This is a genomic window from Mycobacterium sp. ACS4331, from assembly GCF_001667265.1.
In the GTDB taxonomy this organism is placed as follows: Bacteria; Actinomycetota; Actinomycetes; order Mycobacteriales; family Mycobacteriaceae; genus Mycobacterium.
Map to the genome: position 1 here is coordinate 38,914 of NZ_LZHW01000042.1, position 21,462 is coordinate 60,375.

The window sequence follows — 21,462 nt, forward strand, 5'->3', positions numbered from 1 at the left end:
TCTTCTGCGCTCGTCGGTGCTCTAGAACAGGGTGATCGGGTTGATCACGTCGGCGGTGACGGTCAACAGCATGTAGCCGGTCACGACCACCAAGACTACGTAGGTGGCCGGCATCAGCTTGAGATAGTTCACCGGACCTGCGGGAACGAGGCCCCGCGCCCTGCGGAACATGTTGCGGATCTTCTCGTAGATCGCGATCGCGATGTGCCCACCGTCGAACGGCAGCAGCGGGATCAGGTTGACCACGCCGAGCACGAAGTTCAGCTGGGCCAGGAAGAACCAGAACGCCACCCAGATTCCATGCTCGACGGTCTCGCCGCCGATCCGGGACGCGCCGACGACGCTGATCGGCGTGTCCTGATCACGCTCACCGCCGCCGATCGCCTCGACCAGCGCGCCGACCTTCGTCGGAATGCTGATCAGGGCCTTGCCGAGGTGCACACCCAGCTCACCGGTGAACACAAGGGTGCCGGGAACCGCGGTGAGCGGGTTGTACTGCGTGAACGCCGGGCCGGTGTCGGCACTGCTGACGCCGATCGCACCGACCGTGCTCGGCGCGGTCGCCTCGGCGCTGGTGAAGCGCTGCGTCTGTGTGACGTTGACCGTCGTCTCGATCCGCTGTCCGTCCCGTTCGAGGACCACGGGGACGGGCCCGTCGAGACCTCGGATCACCTCAGCCATCTCCGCGAAGCTTGCGACATCGGTGTCCCCCACCCGCACGATGGCATCGCCGGCTCTGATGCCCGCCAATGCCGCGGGACCGGGTCCCGAGCAGGCGGACAGGTCCGAGTCCTTCGTGAGTTGCGGTGCCACACAGGTGGTCTCGCCCACGATCGCGGTGGTGCTCTGGCTGAGGTTCGGCAGGCCCCAGATGACCGCGACACCGTAGAGGATCACCAGACCGAGCACGAAGTTCATGCCGGGACCGGCGAACAGCACCGCGACGCGCTTCCACACCTTCTGCCTGTACATCGCGTATCGGCGGTCCTCCGGCGCGATCTCGTCGGCCGCGGTCATCCCCGCGATGTCGCAGAAGCCGCCCAACGGAATCGCCTTGATGCCGTACTCGGTCTCACCGAGCCGGTTGGGCCTGCGGGTGGACCACAGGGTGGGGCCGAAGCCGACGAAGTAGCGGCGCACCTTCATGCCGGTGGCGCGGGCCACCCACATGTGGCCGCACTCATGCAGCGCCACCGAGAACAGAATGGCCAGCGCAAACAGCGCAACACCGAGTACGTACATCATCGGGCCGACGAAACCTCCTGTGCGAACGCGTTCTGTGCTCGCTCCCGGGCCCAGCGCTGCGCGTCAAGTACGTCATCAACGGTAGCTGGTGCGGCCGCCCACTGTTCGGCGGCGTGCAGCACTTCACCCACAGTTCGCACGATGGCCGGGAACGAGATGCGGCCGGCGAGGAACGCTTCCGCGGCCTCCTCGTTGGCCGCGTTGTACACCGCGGTCATGCAGCCGCCGATCCGGCCGGCATGCCGGGCCAGGTCGACCGCGGGGAACACCTCGTTGTCCAGCGGTTCGAAATCCCACCGCGACGCGGTCGAGAAGTCGCACGCCAGCGCGGCGCCGGCGACCCGGTCAGGCCAGCCCAGCGCCAGCGAGATCGGCAGTTTCATATCGGGCGGACTGGCTTGGGCGATGGTCGACCCGTCGGTGAACGTCACCATCGAGTGCACGATCGACTGCGGGTGCACCACGACGTCGATGCGGTCGTAGTCGACCCCGAAGAGCAGGTGCGTCTCGATGAGTTCGAGACCCTTGTTGACCAGCGACGCCGAGTTCAGGGTGTTCATCGGCCCCATCGACCAGGTCGGGTGCGCGCCGGCCTGCTCGGGTGTGACGGATTCAAGGTCGACCGCTGACCATCCGCGGAACGGTCCTCCCGACGCCGTCAGCACCAGCTTGGCCACCTCCTCGCCAGAACCCGAGCGCAGGCACTGGGCCAGGGCCGAGTGCTCCGAGTCGACGGGCACGATCTGGCCCGGGGCGGCCGCCGCGAGCACCAGCGGACCGCCGGCCACCAGCGACTCCTTGTTGGCCAGCGCGAGGCAGGCGTCGTGCTCGAGCGCGGCCAGGGTGGGCTTGAGCCCCAGCGCGCCGACCAATGCGTTGAGGACGACGTCCACACCGGTCTTCTCGGCGGTCTCCGCCACGATCCGGGTCGCGGCCTCCGGGCCGACGAAGGGAACGTCGCCGAGGGTCGCCGCGGCGCGCTCGTCGGCGACGGCGATGTTCGTCACGCCGGTGGCGGCCCGCTGAGCAGCCAGAACATCCGGATTTCCGCCACCGGCGGCCAGTCCGACGATCTCGAACCGGTCCGGGTTGGCGGCGATCACCTCCAGGGCCTGGGTGCCGATCGACCCGGTGCTGCCGAGGATCAGGACCTTCCGACGCTCATCTGCCACCCAACCATTGTGCCGCCTGTGGTGCGCACCTCCCGCATCGAGAACCCCGCGACTTTCCTACAGGGTGTTGGAATTTCCGACGCATTGTAGGAATATCGGTTCATGAACATCCGCGAATGGCTGACGCCGCCGGTCACCGAACCGGCGCAGGACTACGGCTTCTTCGGGCCCGATTCGGTGACCTGGAAGGTGTGGAGCTTCCCCACGTCGTTGACGATCGGCTTCCAGCGCGCCGTCGTCATCGAGGAACTCGACCCCGCGCTCGTCGCGGCGGTCGACAAGACCCACGACATCTACCGCCGCCCCCGCACCCGGTACGACCGCACGCTGCGCTACTTCGCCATGGTCGCCTTCGGCGACAGCGCATCGACCGCCAAGGCCGCCGATGTGCTGGTCAAGGTGCACTCCAAGGCCGTGGGCACCGACCCCGTGACTGGCGCGCGCTACGACGCCAACGACCCGCACTCCCAACTGTGGATCCACCTCACGGCGTGGCACTCGATCCTCAAGGCCTACGAGCAGTACGGCCCGGGCCGGCTTTCGGAGGCCGAGGAGAACCAGTATTGGGCCGAGTGCGCGCGGGCCGCCGAACTGCAGACCTGCGACCCCGACGACGTGCCCCGCACCCGCGCGGGCGTGCTGGCCTACTTCGAGAGCATGCGGCCCCAGTTGATCGGCTCCGACATCGCCCGACAGGCCATGAACCACCTGCTGCAGGCCGACGTGATGCTGCCTGACATGCCGCGCATACTGCGGCCCGCCACCCGGGTCGTCAGCGCGGTCCTGCGCCGCGGGACACTGGCCACCATGCCGGTGTGGATGCGCGAGATGTCGGGCCTGCCGACCTCCCGCGTGCTCGACGCCGCCGTGGTGGTACCCCTGCGCGTGTCGTTCGCGGCGGTGGCGGCCAGCACGCGCCTGCAACTGATGCTTCTTCGGGTGCTGTCCCCGACCACCGTCGAGGTGGCCGCACCCGTGCTGCGCGGGGTTCCGGCGATCGACCCCGTCACCACCACACCGCACGACGCGCAGCGGGCCCTGGGTCTCGATCGCCCGAGCGAGGCGCACCTCGCCCTGCGCACCCGCCAGCACAACCGCGTCTTCGGCCAGCACCTGCCGCCCAGCGATGAGGGCCTGATCGAATCCCAGACGATTCTGGGCAGGGTGGGCGCCACATGAGTCTGCGCCGAGCCGGCGCGCGGGCCGAGCACCTGGGCCCGCAGCGTCGCCGCCCGCAGGTTCTGGACACGGCGCTCGACATCGCCGCCGAGGAGGGTCTGACACAGGTCACCTTCGCCAACATCGCCGCCCGGATGGGCGTCAGCCGCCCGGTGGTCTACGACTGCTACCGGACCCGCGGCGACATCCTGGCGGCGCTGCTGGAACGCGAAACCGAGGTGTCGCTGAGCCGGCTCACCGCGATCCTGCCGCCGCTGAAGACCGGCTCGGTGGAGGAGATGTTCGTCGAGGGCTTCCGGTCACTGCTCAGCGACGTCCAAGAGCGCCCCGCCTCGTGGCGCATCATCTTCACCGACGACCCGGATCCGGCTCTGACCGAAGCAATTTCGGGAGGACGACGGCACCTGACCGAACACACCGCGGCTGTCATGCGCCCGCTGTTCGAGCGTTGGCAGGTCGCCGATCTCGATCGAGTGCTGCCGGTGCTGACCGAGGTGTTCCTCGGCATCTGCGAGACCTCGGTCGCGACCATGCTCGCCCCGGAATCCACTTGGGCGCCCGACGAACTCGCCGACATCGTCGGCCGTGCGGCGTATCGAGCGCTGCGGGCCAGGAGTTGATGACGCGATTGTGACGCCTGTCACAGCGACCACTCCGAGGCGGCGGTGGCCCCGAATGCCGGGTGTAGTGCACATCTGACAAAGGAGTCCGCACCCATGAACACGTTCAAGTCGGTCACGCTCAGCATCGCCGCCGTCGCCGCCCTCGGGCTGTCGGCCTGTTCCAGCGACAACTCAAGCTCCGAAGCCGACGCCACCACCTCGATGGCCGAGGTCACCTCGATGTCGGTCTCGCCGATGAAGACCACCGCCACCGCGGATCCCGCGGGCGGACTCATCGGCACCGGTTGCGCGGCCTACGCCCAGCAGGTGCCGTCCGGTCCGGGATCGGTCGACGGCATGGCGAAGGACCCCGTCACCGTCGCGGCATCGAACAACCCGATGCTCAAGACCCTGACGCAGGCGCTTTCGGGCCAGTTGAACCCGAAGGTCAACCTGGTCGAGACGCTCGACAGCGGCGAGTTCACGGTGTTCGCACCGACTGACGACGCCTTCGCCAAACTCGACCCCGCCACGATCGACACCCTCAAGACGGACTCCGACCTGCTGACGTCGATCCTGACCTACCACGTGGTGCCCGGTCAGGCCGGCCCGGACAAGGTGGCCGGCGAACACGTCACCGTCCAGGGTGCGCCCGTGACCGTGACGGGCGCCGGCGACGGGCTGAAGGTCAACGACGCCGGATTGGTCTGCGGCGGCGTGAAGACCGCCAACGCGACGGTGTACATGATCGACACCGTGCTGATGCCCCCGGCGGCCTGATCCGGTTCCCTGCGACGTTCACACGGTGCGTACGGTGCCGCCGTCGACGATGATGTCGGCACCGACCACCGAGGCCGCCGCGTCGGACGCCAGAAAGGCCACCACGTCGGCGATCTCGCTGGGCCGGGCCGGCCGGCCCAGCGGGATCCCGCCGAGCGCATTCATGAGGGACTCGAGCGCGATGAGCGCGTCGGCGGCCTCAGTCTGGATGAATCCCGGCGACACGGTGTTCACCCGAACCCCTTTGGGCGCCAACTCCACCGACAGGCCCTTGCTGTAGGCACGCAACGCGGCCTTGGCCGCCGCGTAGCCGAGTGTGCCGTCGTACAACGGCATCCGACTCTGAATCGAACCGATGTGGATGATCACCCCGGAGCCCGCCTCCACCATCGGCCAGGACGCTCATGCGTCCGCCCTGAACACCGGCCAGCACAGTTCGGTCTCCCACTGGTTCAGATCGTCTGTGTCCCAGTGGAACCGGTGATAGTACTCGCGCAGCGGTGCTGCGACACCGATCTCGTGGCGGGTGGCGTAAGCGCCCAGTTCGCTGTACGACACATCGGCATCGTCGTGGCGGCCATGGTGGGTCAGCACCACGAGATCGACGGCCGGCAGCACCGCGGCGCGGATCCGGCCACCCGGATCTGCGGCCACGTCATCGTCGACCGGGACGAACACCGTCGCTTCACCTCGATCCCGTTCGAAGAGTTCGGAGCCGAACAGTGCGCCCGGCACACCGCGGTCGGGAGCGTTCCCTCTGGCGGCGCGCAGTTCCTCCATCGCGCCCTCCCACCACGTCGTCAGCTCCTCTCGGTCGACCGTGGCGGTGATCAGCCACACCGGAGTCGGTGGTGCCGTGCGGTGCCGGATCTTCGAGGACGCGGGCGGCCGCTCCAGAATCGCCCGCAGCGACTCCACGGCACGTGCGGTGGCGGCCAGCTGCGTTTCGAGCCTGACCAGATGCGCGGCGATCAGCGAGTTCCGCTGTTCGGGGGCCGAGGCCAGCACCGCTCGGATGTCGGGGATCGGCATGTCGAGTTCACGCAGACGCCGAACCACGACGGCCGTCGCCGCCTGCTCCGGAAGGTAGTACCGGTAACCGGTCTCGGGATCGATCCGGTCCGGCACGACGAGTCCGACCTCGTGGTAGTGGCGCAGGGTCTTGACCGTCAGTTGCGTCATCCGGGAGAAGTCGCCGATCGGCAGGAGTGTCGTCACGAGAGAAGTGTGGAGTCTCCCCCAACGGGAGGGTCAAGTTTCGCCGATGACGGCACCGGGCAGATGCTGTAACCATGGCAGCAGCGACGCGTGTCCTGTGGTTCCGCCGCGATCTGCGGATCCACGACCACCCGGCCCTGCTCGCGGCCGCCGCCGTCGGCGCGGAGGTGCTCGCCTGCTACGTCCTGGACCCGCGACTGACGGCCACCGCGGGCCCGAGGCGACTGCAGTTCCTCTACGACTCGCTGCGGGAGCTTCACGACGCGCTCGACGGGCGGCTGCTGGTGACCAGGGGCCGCGCCGAAACGCGAATCCCCCACCTGGCCAAGGCGGTTGGCGCCGAATCTGTGCACATCTCGGCGGACTGCACACCCTTCGGCATCCGTCGCGACGACGCGGTCCGGGCCGCACTCGGGGACATCCCGCTGGAGGCGACGGGCTCGCCCTACCTGGTCTCCCCCGGCCGCGTGACCAAGGACGACGGCTCGGTCTACAAGGTCTTCACCCCCTACCACCGGCGCTGGCTCGAGCACGGCTGGCGCGCTCCCGCGACGTCGACGGCCGCCTCAGCCCGTTTCCTGTCCCCGGATGCCGTCGGCGAGAAGCCTCAACAGATCCCCGACCCCGGAACCGAGCTCAGCCTGCCCGCTGGAGAACGGGCCGCCCGCGCGCGCTGGCGCGACTTCGTCGCCGACGGTCTCGCCGACTATGCCGCAACACGGGATCGGCCCGATCTGGACGCCACCAGCCGCATGTCGGCCCACCTGCATTTCGGCACCATCCATCCGCGCACCATGGCCGCCGACCTGACCGGCCGCGGCGACGGGCCGCGCGCGTACCTGCGAGAGCTGGCGTTCCGCGACTTCTACGCCACGGTGCTCAAGCAGTGGCCGCGCAGTGCGTGGTGGAACTTCAACTCCGCCTTCGACGCCATGCAGGTCGATGACGGCAACGACGCCGAAGAAGCGTATGCGGCGTGGAAGGCCGGGCGCACGGGATTTCCCATCGTCGACGCGGGCATGCGCCAACTGGCCGAGACCGGATTCATGCACAACCGGGTCCGGATGATCACCGCGTCATTCCTGGTCAAGGACCTGCACCTGCCGTGGCAGTGGGGCGCGCGCTGGTTCCTCGAGCAGCTGCTGGACGCCGACGTGGCCAGCAACCAGCACGGCTGGCAGTGGGCCGCGGGCACCGGCACCGACGCCGCACCGTACTTCCGGGTGTTCAACCCCGACGCCCAACGCGCCAAGTTCGACCCCACCGGTGATTACGTGCGGCGCTGGGTGCCCGAGATCGACACCGACGACTATCCGGCCCCCATCGTCGACCACGGCCAGGAGCGTCGCGAGGCGCTGCGCCGCTACGGGGAGATCAGCTGAGAACGCGCCGGGGCCGTATGCCAGAATGTCGGGCATGGTCAGCACCGAAGTTGAGCGCTACAACGACGTCGATCCGGCCGACGTGCCATCGGCCAAGTGGGGCTGGAGCAGGGTCAATCACCGGACGTGGCACATCACCGGCCTGGTGATCGGGTTCTTCCTGCTCGCGATGCTGCGCGGCAACCACACCGGCAGGGTCGAGGACATCTTCCTGGTGTCGTTCGCGATTCTGGTGTTCGGTGTCGTGATCCGCGACATCTGGGGCCGCAGGCGCGGTTGGCTGCGCTGACGCGCGGCCCCTTCTAACCTTCGGCCGCCAACTGGCCGCACGCGGCCGCGATCTCCTGCCCGCGCGTGTCCCGCACGGTGCACGACACCCCCTTGGCGCGCACGCGGCGGACGAACTCCCGCTCGACGGGCTTGGGGCTGGCATCCCACTGACTGCCCGGGGTCGGGTTCAGCGGGATCAGGTTCACGTGCACGAGCGGCCCGAAGACCGCATGCAGTTTCCTGCCCAGCAGGTCCGCCCGCCAGGGCTGATCGTTGACGTCCCGGATCAGGGCGTACTCGATCGAGACCCGGCGTCCCGTCACATCGGCGTAGTACCGCGCGGCCGCCAGCGCCTCATCCACGGTCCAGCGGTTGTTCACGGGCACCAGGGTGTCGCGCAGTTCGTCGTCGGGTGTGTGCAGCGACAACGCCAGCGTCACCCCGAGGTTCTCATCGGCCAGTCGACGAATGGCCGGCGCCAGGCCCACGGTCGACACCGTCACCGACCGCGCGGAGATCCCGAAGCCGTTGGGCGGCGCCTCGATGATGCGGCGGACGGCGGCCAGCACCCGGTTGTAGTTGGCGAGCGGCTCGCCCATGCCCATGAACACGATGTTGGACAGCCGGCCGTCGAACTCGTCGCGCATCGTGGCGGCCGCACTGCGCACCTGCTCGACGATCTCGGCGGTCGAGAGGTTGCGCGTCAGCCCGCCCTGTCCCGTCGCGCAGAACGGACAGGCCATACCGCAGCCGGCCTGTGAGGAGATGCACACCGTCGCGCGATCCGGGTAACGCATCAGCACGGACTCGAACGTGGTGCCGTCTCCGGCCCGCCACAACGTCTTTCGGGTCTCCCCGGCGTCGCACTGGATCTGGCGCAGCGGTGTCAGCAGCGTCGGGAACAGAGCCTCGGCCACCTGCTCACGCACCGCGGCGGGCAGGTCCGTCATCTCCCGGGGGTCGGCGATCAACCGCCCGTAGTACTGGTTGGCCAACTGCTTGGCGCGGAACGCGGGCAGGCCCAGTTCGGCTACGGCCTCGGCCCGACCGCGCTCATCGAGGTCGGCGAAATGCCGGGGCGGCAGTGCCCGGCGCGGAGCTTCGAAGACCAGTTCCTGTTTCATGCGGACACCTTCGCGACGACCTCGGCGTTGAGCAGTTCGCGCACGGCGGCCTCGACGGTCTCGAGCAGGCTCGGGTCAACCCCGGGCCGGCCCCGCACGAACACCGAGGCCCGGTTGGCCTCGGGCAGACCCTCGGCCACACACAGGCCGTCGGGCAGTCGCCCGATCACGGGCATCAGGGCCACCCCCAGTCCGGAGCGCACGGCCGAAGCCAGCCCGGAGAGGTCCGAGCACTCCGCGACGATCGCATAGGACGTGCCGATCGTGTCGAGGGCCGCGAAGGTCGGCTCCCGCAGCGTGCACGGTTCCGAGTAGACGACAAGGGGCAGCGGGCCCGTCTCCGGGACGGTGAACCCGCGCGCCGAGATCCAGCGCAGCGGCGCCAGGCCCGATGCGTTCGAGCGGTCCCAGCCGGCCCCGTCGAGCAGCACCGCCAGGTCGACGGTTCCGTGCTCGATGGCGTCGGCGAGCGTGACGTTGCGATCGAGCCGGAACCGAACGCGCCACGCGGGAAGCCGTTCACTGAGCGCATCGGTCAGGCCCGGCAGCATCACGTCGGCACCGTGTTCGGTGGCGCCGATCGTCAGCACCTTCTCCTGGGTCGCGCCGAGATCCGCCAGCGCCGCGTCGTGGGCGGCCAGGATGCGGCGTGCGTGCACGACGACCCGGTGGCCGACCTCGGTGAACACCGTCCCTCGGCCGGACCGCTCGACGATGGGCGCCCCGACGACCCCCTCGATGCGGCGGACATGCTGGCTCACCGCCGATTGAGTCAGGTGCAGGACGGCGGCGGCGCGGTGGAATCCTCCACAGTCGGCCACCGCGACGACGCTGCGCAGCGGGGCGATGTCGAGGACCTCAGGCATTGCGACAACGGTACTCTGATCAGCAGATTCGATCAATTCTGCTGGACTTCGTCACCGATGCGCCCGCAACCGATCAGAGATGATGATCAATGGTGATCGGTCACACCAGAAGCGTCAGGACGATCCAGGTCGCGGTCGCCGACGGCAGGATCGAGTCGATGCGGTCCATGATGCCGCCGTGACCGGGAAGCAGCGTGCCCATGTCCTTGATGCCCAAGTCGCGTTTGACCTGGGACTCGACCAGGTCGCCGAGTGTGCCCGTGATCACCAGGAAGATGCCGAGCGGGATGCCGACCCAGGCGGGCTTGTCCAGCAGGAAGGCGACCGCCACCACCGCCATCGCGGTGCCGCACACCAACGATCCCGCGAAGCCCTCCCAGGACTTCTTCGGGCTGATCGCCGGCACCATGGTGTGCCTGCCGAACAGCACCCCGGCGGCGTAGCCGCCGATGTCGGAGAACACCACGGGCAGCAGCAGGCAGAAGACCCGCGCCCAACCGTCCTCGGGATAGATCAGCAGCACACCGAACGCCCCGAACAGCGGAATCCAGGCGGCCAGGAAGACCGTGACCGAGACGTCGCGCAGGTAATTCTCGGGTGCGCTCTTGAGCCCCTGGGACAGCAGCCGCCAGACGAGGCAGACCAGGACCGTCCCGCCGAATCCGCCGAGCGCACCGGCCACGCCGAAGGGCCAGGTCAGCCAGATCATCGCCTGGCCGCCGACCAGCAGGGGCACGATGGGGATGGAGTAGCCGCCGTCGCGGAGTCGGCGCACCACCTCATGGGTGGCGATCGCGATGGCCACCGCGACGACGCCGATCCAGACGTAGGGCGCCAGAAGCAGGATTGCGATCAGGCCGCCGCCGAGGGCGGCTCCGACGGCGATGGCCGCCGGCAGGTTGCGGCCGGCACGGGACGCCTTGGGTGACGGCTCGGTGGACGACTGACCGGTGTCGGTTTCAGCCACGGGAATGGTTGCTGGAGGGTCAGACCTCCAGCAGTTCACCTTCCTTGTGCTTGACCAGTTCATCGATCTGGCTGACGTACTGCGCCGTGCTCTTGTCCAGATCCTTCTCAGCCCGGCCGACCTCGTCCTCGCCCGCTTCGCCGTCCTTCTTGATCCTGCCCAGCTCCTCCATGGCCTTGCGGCGGATGTTGCGCACCGCGACCCTGGCGTCCTCACCCTTGCCCTTGGCCTGCTTGACCAGTTCCCGCCGGCGCTCTTCGGTCAGCTGCGGGATGGCGATCCGGATGACGCTGCCGTCGTTGGACGGGTTCACCCCCAGGTCGGAGTTGCGGATCGCGTCCTCGATGCTGCGCAGCTGCGACGCCTCGTAGGGCTTGATCACCACGAGCCGGGGCTCGGGAACGTTGATGCTCGACAGCTGGGTGATGGGCGTCATCGAACCGTAGTAGTCGATGTTGATGCGGGAGAACATGCCCGGATTCGCGCGGCCGGTCCGAATGGACGCAAGGTCATCCCTCGCGACCGCCACGGCCTTCTCCATCTTCTCCTCGGCATCGAACAGTGCCTCGTCGATCACCGTCTCTTCTCCCGTCGTTCCGCTGCCCGCCCGGCGTCCACCTAGGTGGTGACCAGTGTTCCGATCTTCTCACCTGCGACTGCCCGGGCGATATTGCCGTCGGTCAACAGATTGAACACCAGGATCGGCATGCCATTGTCCATGCACAGACTAAACGCGGTGGCATCAGCCACCCGCAGACCGCGGTCGATGACCTCACGGTGGGTGATCGCGGTCAACAGCTGCGCCTCGGGGTTGGTCCGGGGGTCATCGGTGTACACCCCGTCGACCGCCTTGGCCATCAGAACCACCTCGGCACCGATCTCCAGCGCGCGCTGCGCCGCCGTCGTGTCGGTGGAGAAGTACGGCAGGCCCATACCTGCGCCGAAGATGACCACGCGCCCCTTCTCGAGGTGCCGAACCGCCCGCAACGGGAGGTAGGGCTCGGCGACCTGGCCCATCGTGATCGCGGTCTGCACCCGGGTGTCGATGCCCTCCTTCTGCAGGAAGTCCTGCAACGCAAGGCTGTTCATCACCGTGCCGAGCATGCCCATGTAGTCGCTGCGCGTGCGCTCCATGCCGCGCTGCTGCAGCTGGGCGCCGCGGAAGAAGTTTCCGCCGCCGATGACCACCGCGACTTGGGCGCCGCTGCGCACCACCTCGGCGATCTGACGCGCCACCAGTGCGACCACATCCGGGTCCAGGCCCACCTGGCCGCCGCCGAACATCTCACCACCGAGCTTGAGCAGCACCCGCGAGTACTTGGGGCGCAGTGCTGATGTGTTGCCGGTGGTGCTGGGCTCCCCCATGGGACTCGGCCTCCTCGCATGACAGTGCCATCCGGCCATCCGTTGTCCGCTGAACGGCCTCAACCATCCTGCCTCATCGGCGTCGGAAAATTGGGCGCGGGGCGGAATGGGTCGGCCCCGCGTGGCGTTCGTCTCCCTATGGACCTCTCCGCTTCGACAGCATTGATCACCGGCGCCAACCGCGGCTTGGGCGCTGCGTTCGCCCGCGACCTCGTCGCCAGGGGCGCCCGGGTGTACGGCGGTGCCCGCAACCCGGACTCCGTGACGATCGACGGCGTGATCCCGGTGCGCGTCGACACCACCGATCCGTCCTCGATCGCGGCGGCCGCAGCCCAGGCGGGTGACGTCACCCTCCTGGTCAACAACGCCGGCATCGCCCGCGACGTCGATCTGCTCACCGGCGACCTCGCGGACGCGCGCGCCGAACTCGAGACCAACTACTTCGGCACGCTGGAGATGATCCGCGCGTTCGTGCCCGTCCTCGAATCCAACGGCGGGGGCGCGATCCTCAATGTGCTGTCGGTGCTGTCCTGGCTGAGCTCGCCCGACACCGGCGGCTACTGCGCGGCCAAGTCGGCGGAGTGGTCGATGACCAACTCCGTGCGCGCGCAGTTGGCCGGCCGCGGCATCGCGGTGACCGCCCTGCACGTGGGACTCATGGCCACCGACATGGCTGCCAACTTCGATCAGCCCAAATCGGATCCCGCCGAGGTCGCACGTCTTGCCCTCGACGGCGTGGCCGCCGGCGAATATGAGGTGCTGGCCGACGACATGAGCCGCCACGTGCGGGCGAATCTGTCCTCCGGGGTCGCCGCCCTCTACCCCAGCCTGGTCGGCTGAACGCACTCAGTTCGCATGGCACCCCTTCGGCGGTGACGGCGGAAGGTCCAGCGCGGGGTTGCCGTCGAAGAAGCCGACGGGCTTGAGCTTGAATCCGGTGTAGTGGCACGGCATGACGGGCCAGTCCTCCGGGCACACCACGTGATGGGCGCCCACGGTGTACCAGAGCACCAGATCGGTGTTCTCCAGCGGTGCGTCGTCAGCGACATACTGCGGCAGGCCCTGCGCCTCGGCACACTGGTACATGTAGTCGCCCGCGGCGTAGCGCTCGGCGGCGTCGTACTTCGTCACCCACAGGTTGTGCTGCACGAACCGCGCGCGGTCGTAGATGACCGAGCCCTCCTGAACCATCACCGGGACGATGTCCTTGGGCATCAGCTTGTAACCGACCGGACTGCCGAATTCGTTGAGGCTGTTGGGGTTGACCACCTTCCAGTACCTCCCGGTGGTGTGCTCCCAGTCCCGCGCACCCTCGGCCTCCGACGCCACCAGCGTGTCGCGGGTGATCCATGCGTTGTGGTGCGGGTTCAGCTCGGGGTCTGGTTCGGGGATCGAATCCACTTCGTAGACACTGTTTCCCGGGCCGTCGACGTTCATGTCGAGCCGGAAGTTGAAGAAGTGCTGATGGTTTGGACCGTACATGCCCGGCGCGACCATCTTGCCCCACCGCGGCGTCTCACCGTCGGCGACGGCCCCGGTGGTCAGCACGCCCGTCAGCTTCACCTCGACCTCGATCGAGGCGTCGTTGTAGAAGTACCAGAAGAAGCCGTACTCGTAGTTGCCGACGGTGCAGATCATCGAGATCACCAGCCGCCGCGACCGCCTCACCTCGACCTCGCCCGTGCGGAAGTCGGTGTGCTTCCAGGAGATTCCGAAGTCCTCCTCGTGCATACAGATCGCATTGGGGATGGTGACGGCGTTACCGTCGGAATCGTTGACCGTGCCGTCGAAGTAGAAGATCTCACCGAGGCAGTCACAGCCGAGTCGAAGCGGGTTGGCCGAGAAGCCCATCCCCACCTCGCCCATGTCGAACACATTCTTGTTCCAGTGGGTGGGCGCCGAATCCCCGTAGGGCACCACCATCTCCGACAGCGCACCGCGGTACATGATGGGACGCACCCGGCCCCGGTCGGTGTAGCTCACATCGTGGATCGTCAGGCCCTCCCGCGGGTTGAACCCGATCCGCAGCGACCACTTCTGCCAGGTGACGTTCCAGCCGTCCACCGAGAAGCTGGGCCCGTCGGGCTGGACGATCTCGATGGGCTTGACGTCGTCGCGGAATTCCGTGAACGCGGGCCGGTTGTCCGCGTCGAACATGAACCCCCCGGTGTAGTTGCCGGCCTTGGTCGGCAACGGGACGGCGCCGTGGTCCTCGATGTCGAGCACCGTCATCGTGTCGAGGTCGAACCTCACGATCAGGCCCTCGACCGGTCGGGCGTAGCCGTTCTCCGAGGGCGCAGACCGGATGAACGTGAGCGGACGGCACACCAGAGGTGAGTTCTCGTAGTCGTCCTGCGGGCCGTAGTAGCCCGCGGGCCACGGGTCGATCATCGCGAGGCTGAAGTCGGTGACGCCGCGTCGCAGCAGAGCCTCCTGCCACCGGGGATCCTCCCGAACCTTCTCCTCGACGCCGGTCATGTGCTCGACGAGATAGGACGGGAATCGGCCCGGCACGGCCTTCCAGGAGTCGACGGTGCCGGCGGGCACGTCGACGACCGCCTCGTAGATCGTCTTGGCGTCGTACATCGTCAGAAACGCCCGTCTGGGTACGGGAAGCTCCGGATCGAACGTCAGCGTCGCGGTCTTCTCCGGTTCAGCCAACTGGATCATCACGAACTTCAATGTCGGCGTGCTGTACTGAGATTCCGTGACAATCCGGGCCGCCGCCTCAATCTCGGCCCCCGTCAGTGGGTCCAGCGGATGGGGCGTTGCGGCGGTGTCCTCGACCTTCGCGATCGTGCTGTCCATCGTCATTGGAAAATGCGCCTCCTGATGTGGTTCGACTGAAATATGGTCGGACGAACCGGTTTCACGCGGCGCCGCGTGCGATGTCCGCCAGGTAAACTCCGCACTCCCCCGTTATCCTGACTCATTTCGCCGCCTCCCCCTCGCCCTTCTCGAGATCGAAGACCGCCAGGTGCGCCAACGCGTCCTCCTCGGAGACCTTGTGTGCCGAGCGCCTGCCGAAGACGTAGACCGTGAGGCCGAGCGCGAACATGCCCAGGCTGATGCTGCCGACCCACGTCATCCACGTGGCCGACGGCACGTCGATCCACGGCGTGACGAACGAATAGTAGATGCCGCCGACCGTCCCCAGCGAGCCGACGATGACGGTGGCCCACACCCCGACCATGCCGCCGGGGATGCGCCAGAACTGCTCGCTCGCATACCGATCCGCGTACTTCTTCCGGGCGACGATGACGGGGATCAGAAAGAAGAATCCAGACAGCAGCCAGACCGTGCTCAGTCCGCCCTGCAGGTAGATCGTGACGTTGGCCATGCTGCTCTGGGAGTAGAGCCCGACCAGGATCAGTGACGAGATCACGCCCTGGATCAGGACGGCCGTCACCGGGTTGCGGGTGCGCGGGTTGAGGTGGGTGAAGATGCGCGGCAGGTGCCGTTCGAGGCCCGAGACGAAGATCAACCGCGAGTAGGCCACCTGGTAGGTCATCAGCGCCACGACGATGATGAACGCCAGGACAACGGCACAGATCTCCATCAGTCCGGGGAATCCCGCGACATCGAGCATCCCGATCACGCCGGTCACGGGGTCGATCTCGTCCCCGGGCAGCGCCATCATGGTGCCCAGTGTGGTCAGCAGATAGATCGCGACCAGCGCGGCCGATCCCCACAGAATCATCTTCGGTCCGCTTCTGCGCACCGACAGGAACTCCGCGCCCATGTTGTACGGCGTCTCCACCCCGAGCAGGTACAGCAGGACTGTGCCGTAGAGGAAGCCCGCCACGGCGAAGTTGGGGATCGTCGCCTCGGCCCAACTGAACGGCGTGGCCGAACCGTGGTTGACGGCGAACAGCAGGCCCGCGATGAAGATCGTCAGCGTCAGGATGCCGTAGACGACGAAGACGATGTTCATGATGCGTTGGTTGGCGGCCAGTTTCGCCAGTGCCAGACCGATGACGGCCCACAGGATCACCAACTGCAGGATGATGCTGGTCATCAGCCCCAGTTCGGCGTGGAAGGCCAGCAGCAGGAACTGCAGCACCACCGCCGGTGAGGAGGCCGCGTTGAGGATCACCGGCACCCACGACAGGTAACCGCCGATGAAGCCCCAGGTTTCGCCCATGGTGCGGGTGGCCCAGATGTACACCCCACCCTGTCCCGGCCAGAGGTTGCCCAACTCGACGACCGCCATACCGGCGGGGACCAGGAAGGTCAGGATGCCCAGCACCCACATCGGGATCGCGGTCCAGCCGCCCCCGGCCATCACCGAGGACCCGGTGATCCAACAGATGATGAACACGTAGGCCGCGGTGAGCCCGAACGTCGTCATGACCTTGGGCAGGATCTGTTCCGGCACCAGTTCGGTGGTCATGAGCTTGTCCCGGCCGGACGGTGCCACGGCCTCCAGTTCCTGTGTCATACACGCCTCCCGCTCATCAGACGATCTGTCCGTCGGTCATTCGGACTACACGGGTCGCTTCGTCGGCCACCGTGGGATCATGGGTGCTCGCGACCACGGTGACGCCGAGCGTCGAACACAGGTCGCGCAGCATGCGCACCACCGTCTCCCCCGTACGGTGGTCGAGGTTGGCCGTCGGTTCGTCGGCCAGAACAAGGGTCGGGTTCGAGATCAGTGAGCGCGCAATCGCCGTGCGCTGCTGCTCGCCACCGGACATCCTGGTGGGCTGATGGTGGATCCGGTGGCCCAAACCGACGAGTTCCAGAAGTTCGATCGCCCGCTGGCGCAGCGCCTTTCGGTCGTAGGGCTCGAACATCAGCGGGAGTTCGACATTCTCCACCGCCGACAGGAACGGGATCAGGTTGTAACTCTGGAAGATGAATCCGATGGTGTCGTGCCGCAGTGCGGCGTACTGGCTCTCGGTCAGCGCGGCGGTGTCACGCCCGGCGATCTTCACGGTGCCCTTGGTGGGCCGGTCCAGGCCGCCGATGATGTTCAGAAGCGTGGACTTGCCGCTTCCGCTCGGACCCATGAGGCACACGAACTCCCCCGGCATCACCTGCAGCTCAGCGGCTTTGAGGGCTTTGACGACCTCGTCGCCCAGTCTGTGCAGTTTCCACACGTCGTTGATCTCGATGACGGGTGTGCGGTCCACCTGTGCGGTCATGCGGTCAGCCTCCTGACGACAGCGATCGGATCGGGGGACGCGACGCCGCCCTCCACGTGGGCACGAAACTGGTCGCCACGGCGGCCAGCATGCTGACCACGACCGCGATGGCCGCACCCGCCGCCAGTCCGCCGCCGGACACGCCACCGGCGGCCACCCCGGTCAGGTGCAGCACGGTTCCGGTCACGACGGCGAGCGCACTGCCGGTCACCGCCCCCGCGGCGGCCGCCAGCACCGGTTCGACCAGCAGCGCCGCCACGACTGGGGCGCGTGGAATGCCGTTGGCGCCCAACACACCCAGTTCCCTGGTCCGGTGCGCGACGGTCCGGGTGGTCGCGACCGCGACCTCGACGACGCCCACCAGCAGCACCGTGACCGCGATCAGGACCACGGCGCGGCGCACCTCCTCGACGTGGCCCAGGGTCGCCGACTGCGCGGCGATGCCCGGCGACATCCCGAAGACCAGCGCCACCAGAAAGGCCCCGGTGGCCGTCGTGACGATCGGCAGCACCATCTCCTTGAGGCGCCGCCTGGTCGCCAGCCAACCGTAGGACAGCCCGAAGCGCAGCATCAGCGGTCTCCCAACAGGTCCACGGGGCGCTGCTGCAGCAGGCGGTGCACGGGAACCAGCGCGCCCACGATGGCCATCGCCGGCAGGAACGCGGCGACCAACGCGGCGGCCTGCAGCCACGCCGTCACGGTTGCGATCTGCGGAATCGTCACCGCCACAGCGACTCCTGCGCCGAGCACGCCCACAAGATAGGCCGCGAGGAACACCAGTGCCGACTCGACCAGGAAGAAGTACAGCACCTCGTCGGCCAGTCCGATGCTGGACATGATGCCGAACTCACGCCGCCGCTCGGCGACGGCGGCCAGGAACGACGACACCGCGATCACGAATCCGAGACCCAGCCCGATCGTCGAGATCAGTCCGAGCGTGGAACTGGTGACCTTGCCGGAGAACAGCGCCGAGAACTTCTGTTGGAAGGTCAGCGGCCCCGAACCACCCACGGTGTCATAGATCAGACCGTGACCACCCGGATCAGGGCGCGCCGCCGGGTCGGCGGTGACCGGAAGGTTGGATGTCGCCGAAAGCGCCTGGGCCAGGCTGCGTTTGGCATCCTGGCCATCGGAACCGTACACCGTCCACCACCCGTGGTCACCGACCACCGACTGCGCCGCGGCCGTCGGCACCGACAGCGACTCGCCCGTTCCGGTGACGTGCACAGCCAAGCGTGCGTCACCGACGGTGACTTCGGTACCGTCGGCGACCCCGAGTCGCTGGGCCAGCGTTGCGCTGACAACCGCGGTGCCGGAGGGGATCTGATCGGAGCCGCGCAGCGAGACCGCCCGGCCGGCGATCTCGGTCACGCCCGACAGGGTGCGCTCGGCACGCCACCCCGGCGGCAGCTGGAGGGCCGGCGCCGGACCGCCGGCGACCAGCGCGCCGGCGTCGGAGTCGAAGTGCACCCCCGCTGCGGGCACGGCCCACAGCTGGGCGTCCCCGAGTACATCGGTCACCGAATCCGCGCCTGTGATGGCGAAACTCGCCGAGATCGTGCGCACGACGGTGACACAGGCGATCGCCAGGGCGATGCCGAGCACCGACAACGCGAAGCGCTCGGGGCGGCGGCGGACGTTGGCCAGCGCGAAGCGCACAAGGCGACCGAATGTGCTGCCCGGGGCGGTGCTGATCGTCGCCGATCGGGAGAGCGGCTCAGTGGCCGGGGTCGACGCTGTGGTCTCCACGCAGACAGAGTGGGGCCGGGTTATTTCGTGCTGCCACCGGTCACAGTGTCAATCCGGTTAACTACTCCCAGTCTGCGTAACGCACGAGTGTCATGCCTGGATGCGCCGGAACGGCTGGGCCTGCTCCAACTCGAAGGCCAGTTCCAGCAGGGTGGCCTCACGTCCGGCATCCGCGGCGAACATCATCCCGATCGGCAGACCGTCCGCGGACTCCGCCAGCGGGAGTGAGAGGGCCGGGTCCCCAGTGACGTTGTGCAGTGGTGTGAACGCCACCCAGTCGATCAATCGGTCGATGATCTGGTCGTAATCCGCCATGGGGTCCAGGTGACCGATGCGGGGAGGTTCGTCGGCCAGGGTCGGGGTGAGCACGACGTCGAAGCGCTGCGCCAGTGATCGCAGGTGCCGCCTGGTCAGCGCGAGGCGCGCCATCGTCAACGGCATGCGGTGCAACTGCCGGGTGGCGTGCCGGTCCAGGCCCAGCGACAGGTTGTCCAACCGGGTCCGGTCGAACGACGGACCGAAGCGCCTGCGCCCGCCCCGCACCAACGCGGTCGCCAGCAGCGCCCAGTACCGGACGAAGTCGTCGACGAAGCTCGCGGGCACGGGGATCTCGTCGAGCATCTCCACGTGGTGCCCCAGGCTCTCCAGCAGAGCCGCGGTCTTGGCGGTGGCCTCGCGGACCTGCACCCCGCTCTCCCGGCGGATCGAGCGCGTCACGACGGCGATCCGCAGGCGCCTCGACGACGGGCCGGTGATGTCGCCGATGGGCGGCAGTTTGGGGTTGCGCCAGGCGCGTTCGGCCTCGCGGTAGAAGGCGGCGGTGTCGCGCACCGAGCGGGTCAGCACACCGTTGGCGACGATCTTGATCGGCATCTCGCCGTGCTCGGCCTCCAGCGGCAGCCGTCCGCGGGTCGGCTTCAGGCCCACCAGCCCGTTGCAGGAGGCCGGAATTCGAATCGACCCGCCGCCGTCGTTGGCGTGGGCGATGGGCACTGCGCCCGCGGCCACCAGGGCGGCCGACCCCGACGACGAGGCGCCCGCGGTGTGCGCGGTGTTCCATGGGTTACGCACTGGGCCGAGTCGCGGATGCTCCGCGGCGGCGCTGAACCCGAACTCCGACATCATGGTCTTGCCCAGGATGTTCAGTCCGGTGGAGAAGAACAGCCTGGTGAAGTCGCCGTCGACGGCCGCGGGCTGGGGCTCCCAGGCGTCGGCGCCCTTGCCGGTGGGCATGCCCGCGACATCCGAGTTGTCCTTGATGAAGGACGGCACGCCGTCGAAGAACCCGCCGTAAGGCGCCTCGGCGCGCTCCCGGGCCCGCTCGTAGGACTTGTGCACCACACCGTTGAGCTCTGCGTTGACTGCCTCGGTGCGGGCGATCGCGGCTTCGGTGGCCTCGGCCCGGGAGATGGCGCCGGACTGGATCGCCTCGGCGACGCCGACCGCGTCGAGGTCTCCCAGCGCGTCATCGGTGAATGCGTGTACGTGGCCCATTGCGCCGACGGTATCAACCACGAAGCGTCAGCGGTGCAGCCCCGCATCAGCGGCCACCCGGGCCAGGGCCGCAATGTGGTCGTCGACCGTGGCCAGGCCGGCCTTCATGGTGTTGACGGACACGTGCGTGGCACCCGCGGCCCGCCATGCGCTGAGTCCGGCCGCGGCCTCGTCCGGATCACCCACCCAGGTGACGCGGCCCTCCATCCCGATTTCGGCCGCGTCACGTCCGGCGTCCTCGGCGGCCTTCACCACGTGCTCACGCGCGTCGTCAAGGGCCGGGCCGGGTTCCATCATCGGGAACCAGCCGTCTCCGAGTCGGCCTGCCCGCGCATAGGCGCGCTCGGACGCGGCGCCAAACCAGACCGGGATCGAGCGCGTGGGCAGAGCGGCGCCAAACCAGCTCCGGTGATCTGGTGGTGCTTCCCGGTGTAGGTCACGCTCTGCTCGGTCCAGAGCCGCCGCAGGACGTCGACCTGCTCTTCGCTGCGCCGGCCGCGGTTCTTGAAGTTCTCCCCCAACGCCTCGTATTCGACGGGGTTCCACCCCACTCCGATGCCCAACCGGAACCGTCCGTTGGTCAGCAGGTCCACCTCGGCAGCCTGTTTGGCCACCAGCGCGGTCTGGCGCTGCGGCAGGATGATCACCCCGGTGACGAGTTCCAGCGTCGTGACGGCGGCGAGGAACCCGAACATCACGAACGGTTCGTGGAACGTCGTGTGGACGTCATACGGGCCCTGCCAACCCTGGTGCACCGCTGGGTCGGCGCCCAGCACGTGGTCGTAGGCCAGGATGTGGGTGAACCCCAACTCCTCGACGCCCTGGGCGTAGGACCGCAGGGCCCCAGGGTCGCCGCCGAGTTCGGTCTGAGGGAAGACGACTCCGATGCGCATCGATCCAGT

The 21,462-nt window shown here is 68.0% G+C and carries 21 protein-coding genes and 1 pseudogene; 6 read left to right on the top strand and 16 right to left on the bottom strand.

Going from position 1 to position 21,462, the window contains the following annotated elements:
- Positions 1 to 21: 21 nt before the first annotated feature.
- Both A5727_RS10520 and dxr read right to left on the bottom strand, forming a co-directional pair.
- Entirely contained in the window at positions 22 to 1,245 is a 1,224-nt protein-coding gene (locus A5727_RS10520) for a M50 family metallopeptidase (protein ID WP_068248631.1), read from the bottom strand.
- Positions 1,242 to 2,417: a 1-deoxy-D-xylulose-5-phosphate reductoisomerase gene (gene dxr, locus A5727_RS10525; RefSeq protein WP_068248633.1), complete on the bottom strand. Its 1,176-nt coding sequence runs from the start codon at positions 2,415 to 2,417 to the stop codon at positions 1,242 to 1,244. Before dxr ends, A5727_RS10520 begins: the two co-directional genes overlap by 4 nt.
- Positions 2,418 to 2,519: 102 nt before the next feature.
- On the opposite strand from dxr, the gene A5727_RS10530 reads away from it, so the two are divergent.
- The 3 genes from A5727_RS10530 (at position 2,520) to A5727_RS10540 (ending at position 4,978) form a co-directional block, all read left to right on the top strand.
- The gene (locus tag A5727_RS10530; protein WP_068248635.1) at positions 2,520 to 3,596 is read left to right on the top strand and encodes an oxygenase MpaB family protein; all 1,077 of its coding nucleotides are present in this window, start codon (positions 2,520 to 2,522) and stop codon (positions 3,594 to 3,596) included.
- Positions 3,593 to 4,216 carry a TetR/AcrR family transcriptional regulator gene (locus A5727_RS10535; RefSeq protein ID WP_068248637.1) on the top strand — a complete coding sequence of 208 codons (624 nt, stop codon included), beginning with the start codon at positions 3,593 to 3,595 and terminating at the stop codon, positions 4,214 to 4,216. The genes A5727_RS10530 and A5727_RS10535 overlap by 4 nt, the downstream gene beginning before the upstream one ends.
- Before the next feature lie 96 nt (positions 4,217 to 4,312).
- Positions 4,313 to 4,978, top strand: a complete 666-nt coding sequence (locus A5727_RS10540; RefSeq protein WP_068248639.1) for a fasciclin domain-containing protein — start codon at positions 4,313 to 4,315, stop codon at positions 4,976 to 4,978.
- 18 nt (positions 4,979 to 4,996) lie between these two features.
- Here the strand turns inward: A5727_RS10540 and A5727_RS10545 are convergent, their stop codons facing one another.
- Positions 4,997 to 5,368: an SDR family oxidoreductase gene (locus tag A5727_RS10545; RefSeq protein WP_231992025.1), complete on the bottom strand. Its 372-nt coding sequence runs from the start codon at positions 5,366 to 5,368 to the stop codon at positions 4,997 to 4,999.
- A gap of 12 nt (positions 5,369 to 5,380) precedes the next feature.
- Positions 5,381 to 6,196: a MerR family transcriptional regulator gene (locus tag A5727_RS10550; protein WP_082949731.1), complete on the bottom strand. Its 816-nt coding sequence runs from the start codon at positions 6,194 to 6,196 to the stop codon at positions 5,381 to 5,383.
- A gap of 74 nt (positions 6,197 to 6,270) precedes the next feature.
- Here A5727_RS10550 and A5727_RS10555 point away from each other — a divergent pair, with 74 nt between their 5' ends.
- Together A5727_RS10555 and A5727_RS10560 are read left to right on the top strand one after the other, a co-directional pair.
- Positions 6,271 to 7,578 (top strand): cryptochrome/photolyase family protein, encoded by a 1,308-nt coding sequence (locus A5727_RS10555; protein ID WP_068248641.1) that lies wholly within the window; start codon positions 6,271 to 6,273, stop codon positions 7,576 to 7,578.
- 34 nt (positions 7,579 to 7,612) lie between these two features.
- The gene (locus A5727_RS10560) at positions 7,613 to 7,867 is read left to right on the top strand and encodes a DUF2631 domain-containing protein (protein ID WP_068248695.1); all 255 of its coding nucleotides are present in this window, start codon (positions 7,613 to 7,615) and stop codon (positions 7,865 to 7,867) included.
- A 13-nt stretch (positions 7,868 to 7,880) separates the two neighbouring features.
- Here A5727_RS10560 and rlmN read toward each other — a convergent pair whose 3' ends face one another.
- The 5 genes from rlmN to pyrH form a co-directional block, all read right to left on the bottom strand.
- Entirely contained in the window at positions 7,881 to 8,972 is a 1,092-nt protein-coding gene (rlmN, locus tag A5727_RS10565) for a dual-specificity RNA methyltransferase RlmN (protein WP_068248643.1), read from the bottom strand.
- Complete coding sequence (locus tag A5727_RS10570; protein ID WP_068248645.1) at positions 8,969 to 9,838, bottom strand: LysR family transcriptional regulator; 870 nt, start codon at positions 9,836 to 9,838, stop codon at positions 8,969 to 8,971. The genes rlmN and A5727_RS10570 overlap by 4 nt, the downstream gene beginning before the upstream one ends.
- 100 nt (positions 9,839 to 9,938) lie before the next feature.
- Positions 9,939 to 10,805, bottom strand: coding sequence for a phosphatidate cytidylyltransferase (locus tag A5727_RS10575; RefSeq protein ID WP_231992026.1), 867 nt, complete (start codon positions 10,803 to 10,805; stop codon positions 9,939 to 9,941).
- A gap of 19 nt (positions 10,806 to 10,824) precedes the next feature.
- Positions 10,825 to 11,382 (bottom strand): ribosome recycling factor, encoded by a 558-nt coding sequence (gene frr / locus A5727_RS10580; RefSeq protein WP_068248647.1) that lies wholly within the window; start codon positions 11,380 to 11,382, stop codon positions 10,825 to 10,827.
- Between the two features lie 41 nt (positions 11,383 to 11,423).
- Positions 11,424 to 12,170, bottom strand: a complete 747-nt coding sequence (gene pyrH, locus A5727_RS10585; RefSeq protein WP_068248648.1) for a UMP kinase — start codon at positions 12,168 to 12,170, stop codon at positions 11,424 to 11,426.
- 138 nt (positions 12,171 to 12,308) lie between these two features.
- Between pyrH and A5727_RS10590 the strand changes: the two genes are divergently transcribed.
- Positions 12,309 to 13,010, top strand: a complete 702-nt coding sequence (locus A5727_RS10590; RefSeq protein ID WP_068248650.1) for an SDR family oxidoreductase — start codon at positions 12,309 to 12,311, stop codon at positions 13,008 to 13,010.
- Positions 13,011 to 13,016: 6 nt separating this feature from the next.
- Here the strand turns inward: A5727_RS10590 and A5727_RS10595 are convergent, their stop codons facing one another.
- The 7 genes and pseudogenes from A5727_RS10595 to A5727_RS10625 all read right to left on the bottom strand — a co-directional run bounded on the left by A5727_RS10595 (position 13,017) and on the right by A5727_RS10625 (position 21,453).
- On the bottom strand, positions 13,017 to 14,984 hold the full coding sequence (locus A5727_RS10595) for a primary-amine oxidase (protein ID WP_068248652.1): 1,968 nt from the start codon (positions 14,982 to 14,984) through the stop codon (positions 13,017 to 13,019).
- Between the two features lie 115 nt (positions 14,985 to 15,099).
- A complete protein-coding gene (locus tag A5727_RS10600; RefSeq protein WP_068248654.1) occupies positions 15,100 to 16,611 on the bottom strand; it encodes an APC family permease in 1,512 nt (503 codons plus the stop codon).
- A gap of 16 nt (positions 16,612 to 16,627) precedes the next feature.
- Positions 16,628 to 17,317, bottom strand: coding sequence for an ABC transporter ATP-binding protein (locus tag A5727_RS10605; protein ID WP_068248656.1), 690 nt, complete (start codon positions 17,315 to 17,317; stop codon positions 16,628 to 16,630).
- 4 nt (positions 17,318 to 17,321) lie between these two features.
- On the bottom strand, positions 17,322 to 17,888 hold the full coding sequence (locus A5727_RS10610; protein ID WP_068248658.1) for an FtsX-like permease family protein: 567 nt from the start codon (positions 17,886 to 17,888) through the stop codon (positions 17,322 to 17,324).
- The gene (locus tag A5727_RS10615; RefSeq protein WP_068248660.1) at positions 17,888 to 19,066 is read right to left on the bottom strand and encodes an ABC transporter permease; all 1,179 of its coding nucleotides are present in this window, start codon (positions 19,064 to 19,066) and stop codon (positions 17,888 to 17,890) included. The genes A5727_RS10610 and A5727_RS10615 overlap by 1 nt, the downstream gene beginning before the upstream one ends.
- Before the next feature lie 90 nt (positions 19,067 to 19,156).
- Positions 19,157 to 20,560 (bottom strand): amidase, encoded by a 1,404-nt coding sequence (locus A5727_RS10620; protein WP_068248662.1) that lies wholly within the window; start codon positions 20,558 to 20,560, stop codon positions 19,157 to 19,159.
- 27 nt (positions 20,561 to 20,587) lie between these two features.
- Positions 20,588 to 21,453, bottom strand: a pseudogene (locus A5727_RS10625) (LLM class F420-dependent oxidoreductase).
- Positions 21,454 to 21,462 lie beyond the last annotated feature (9 nt).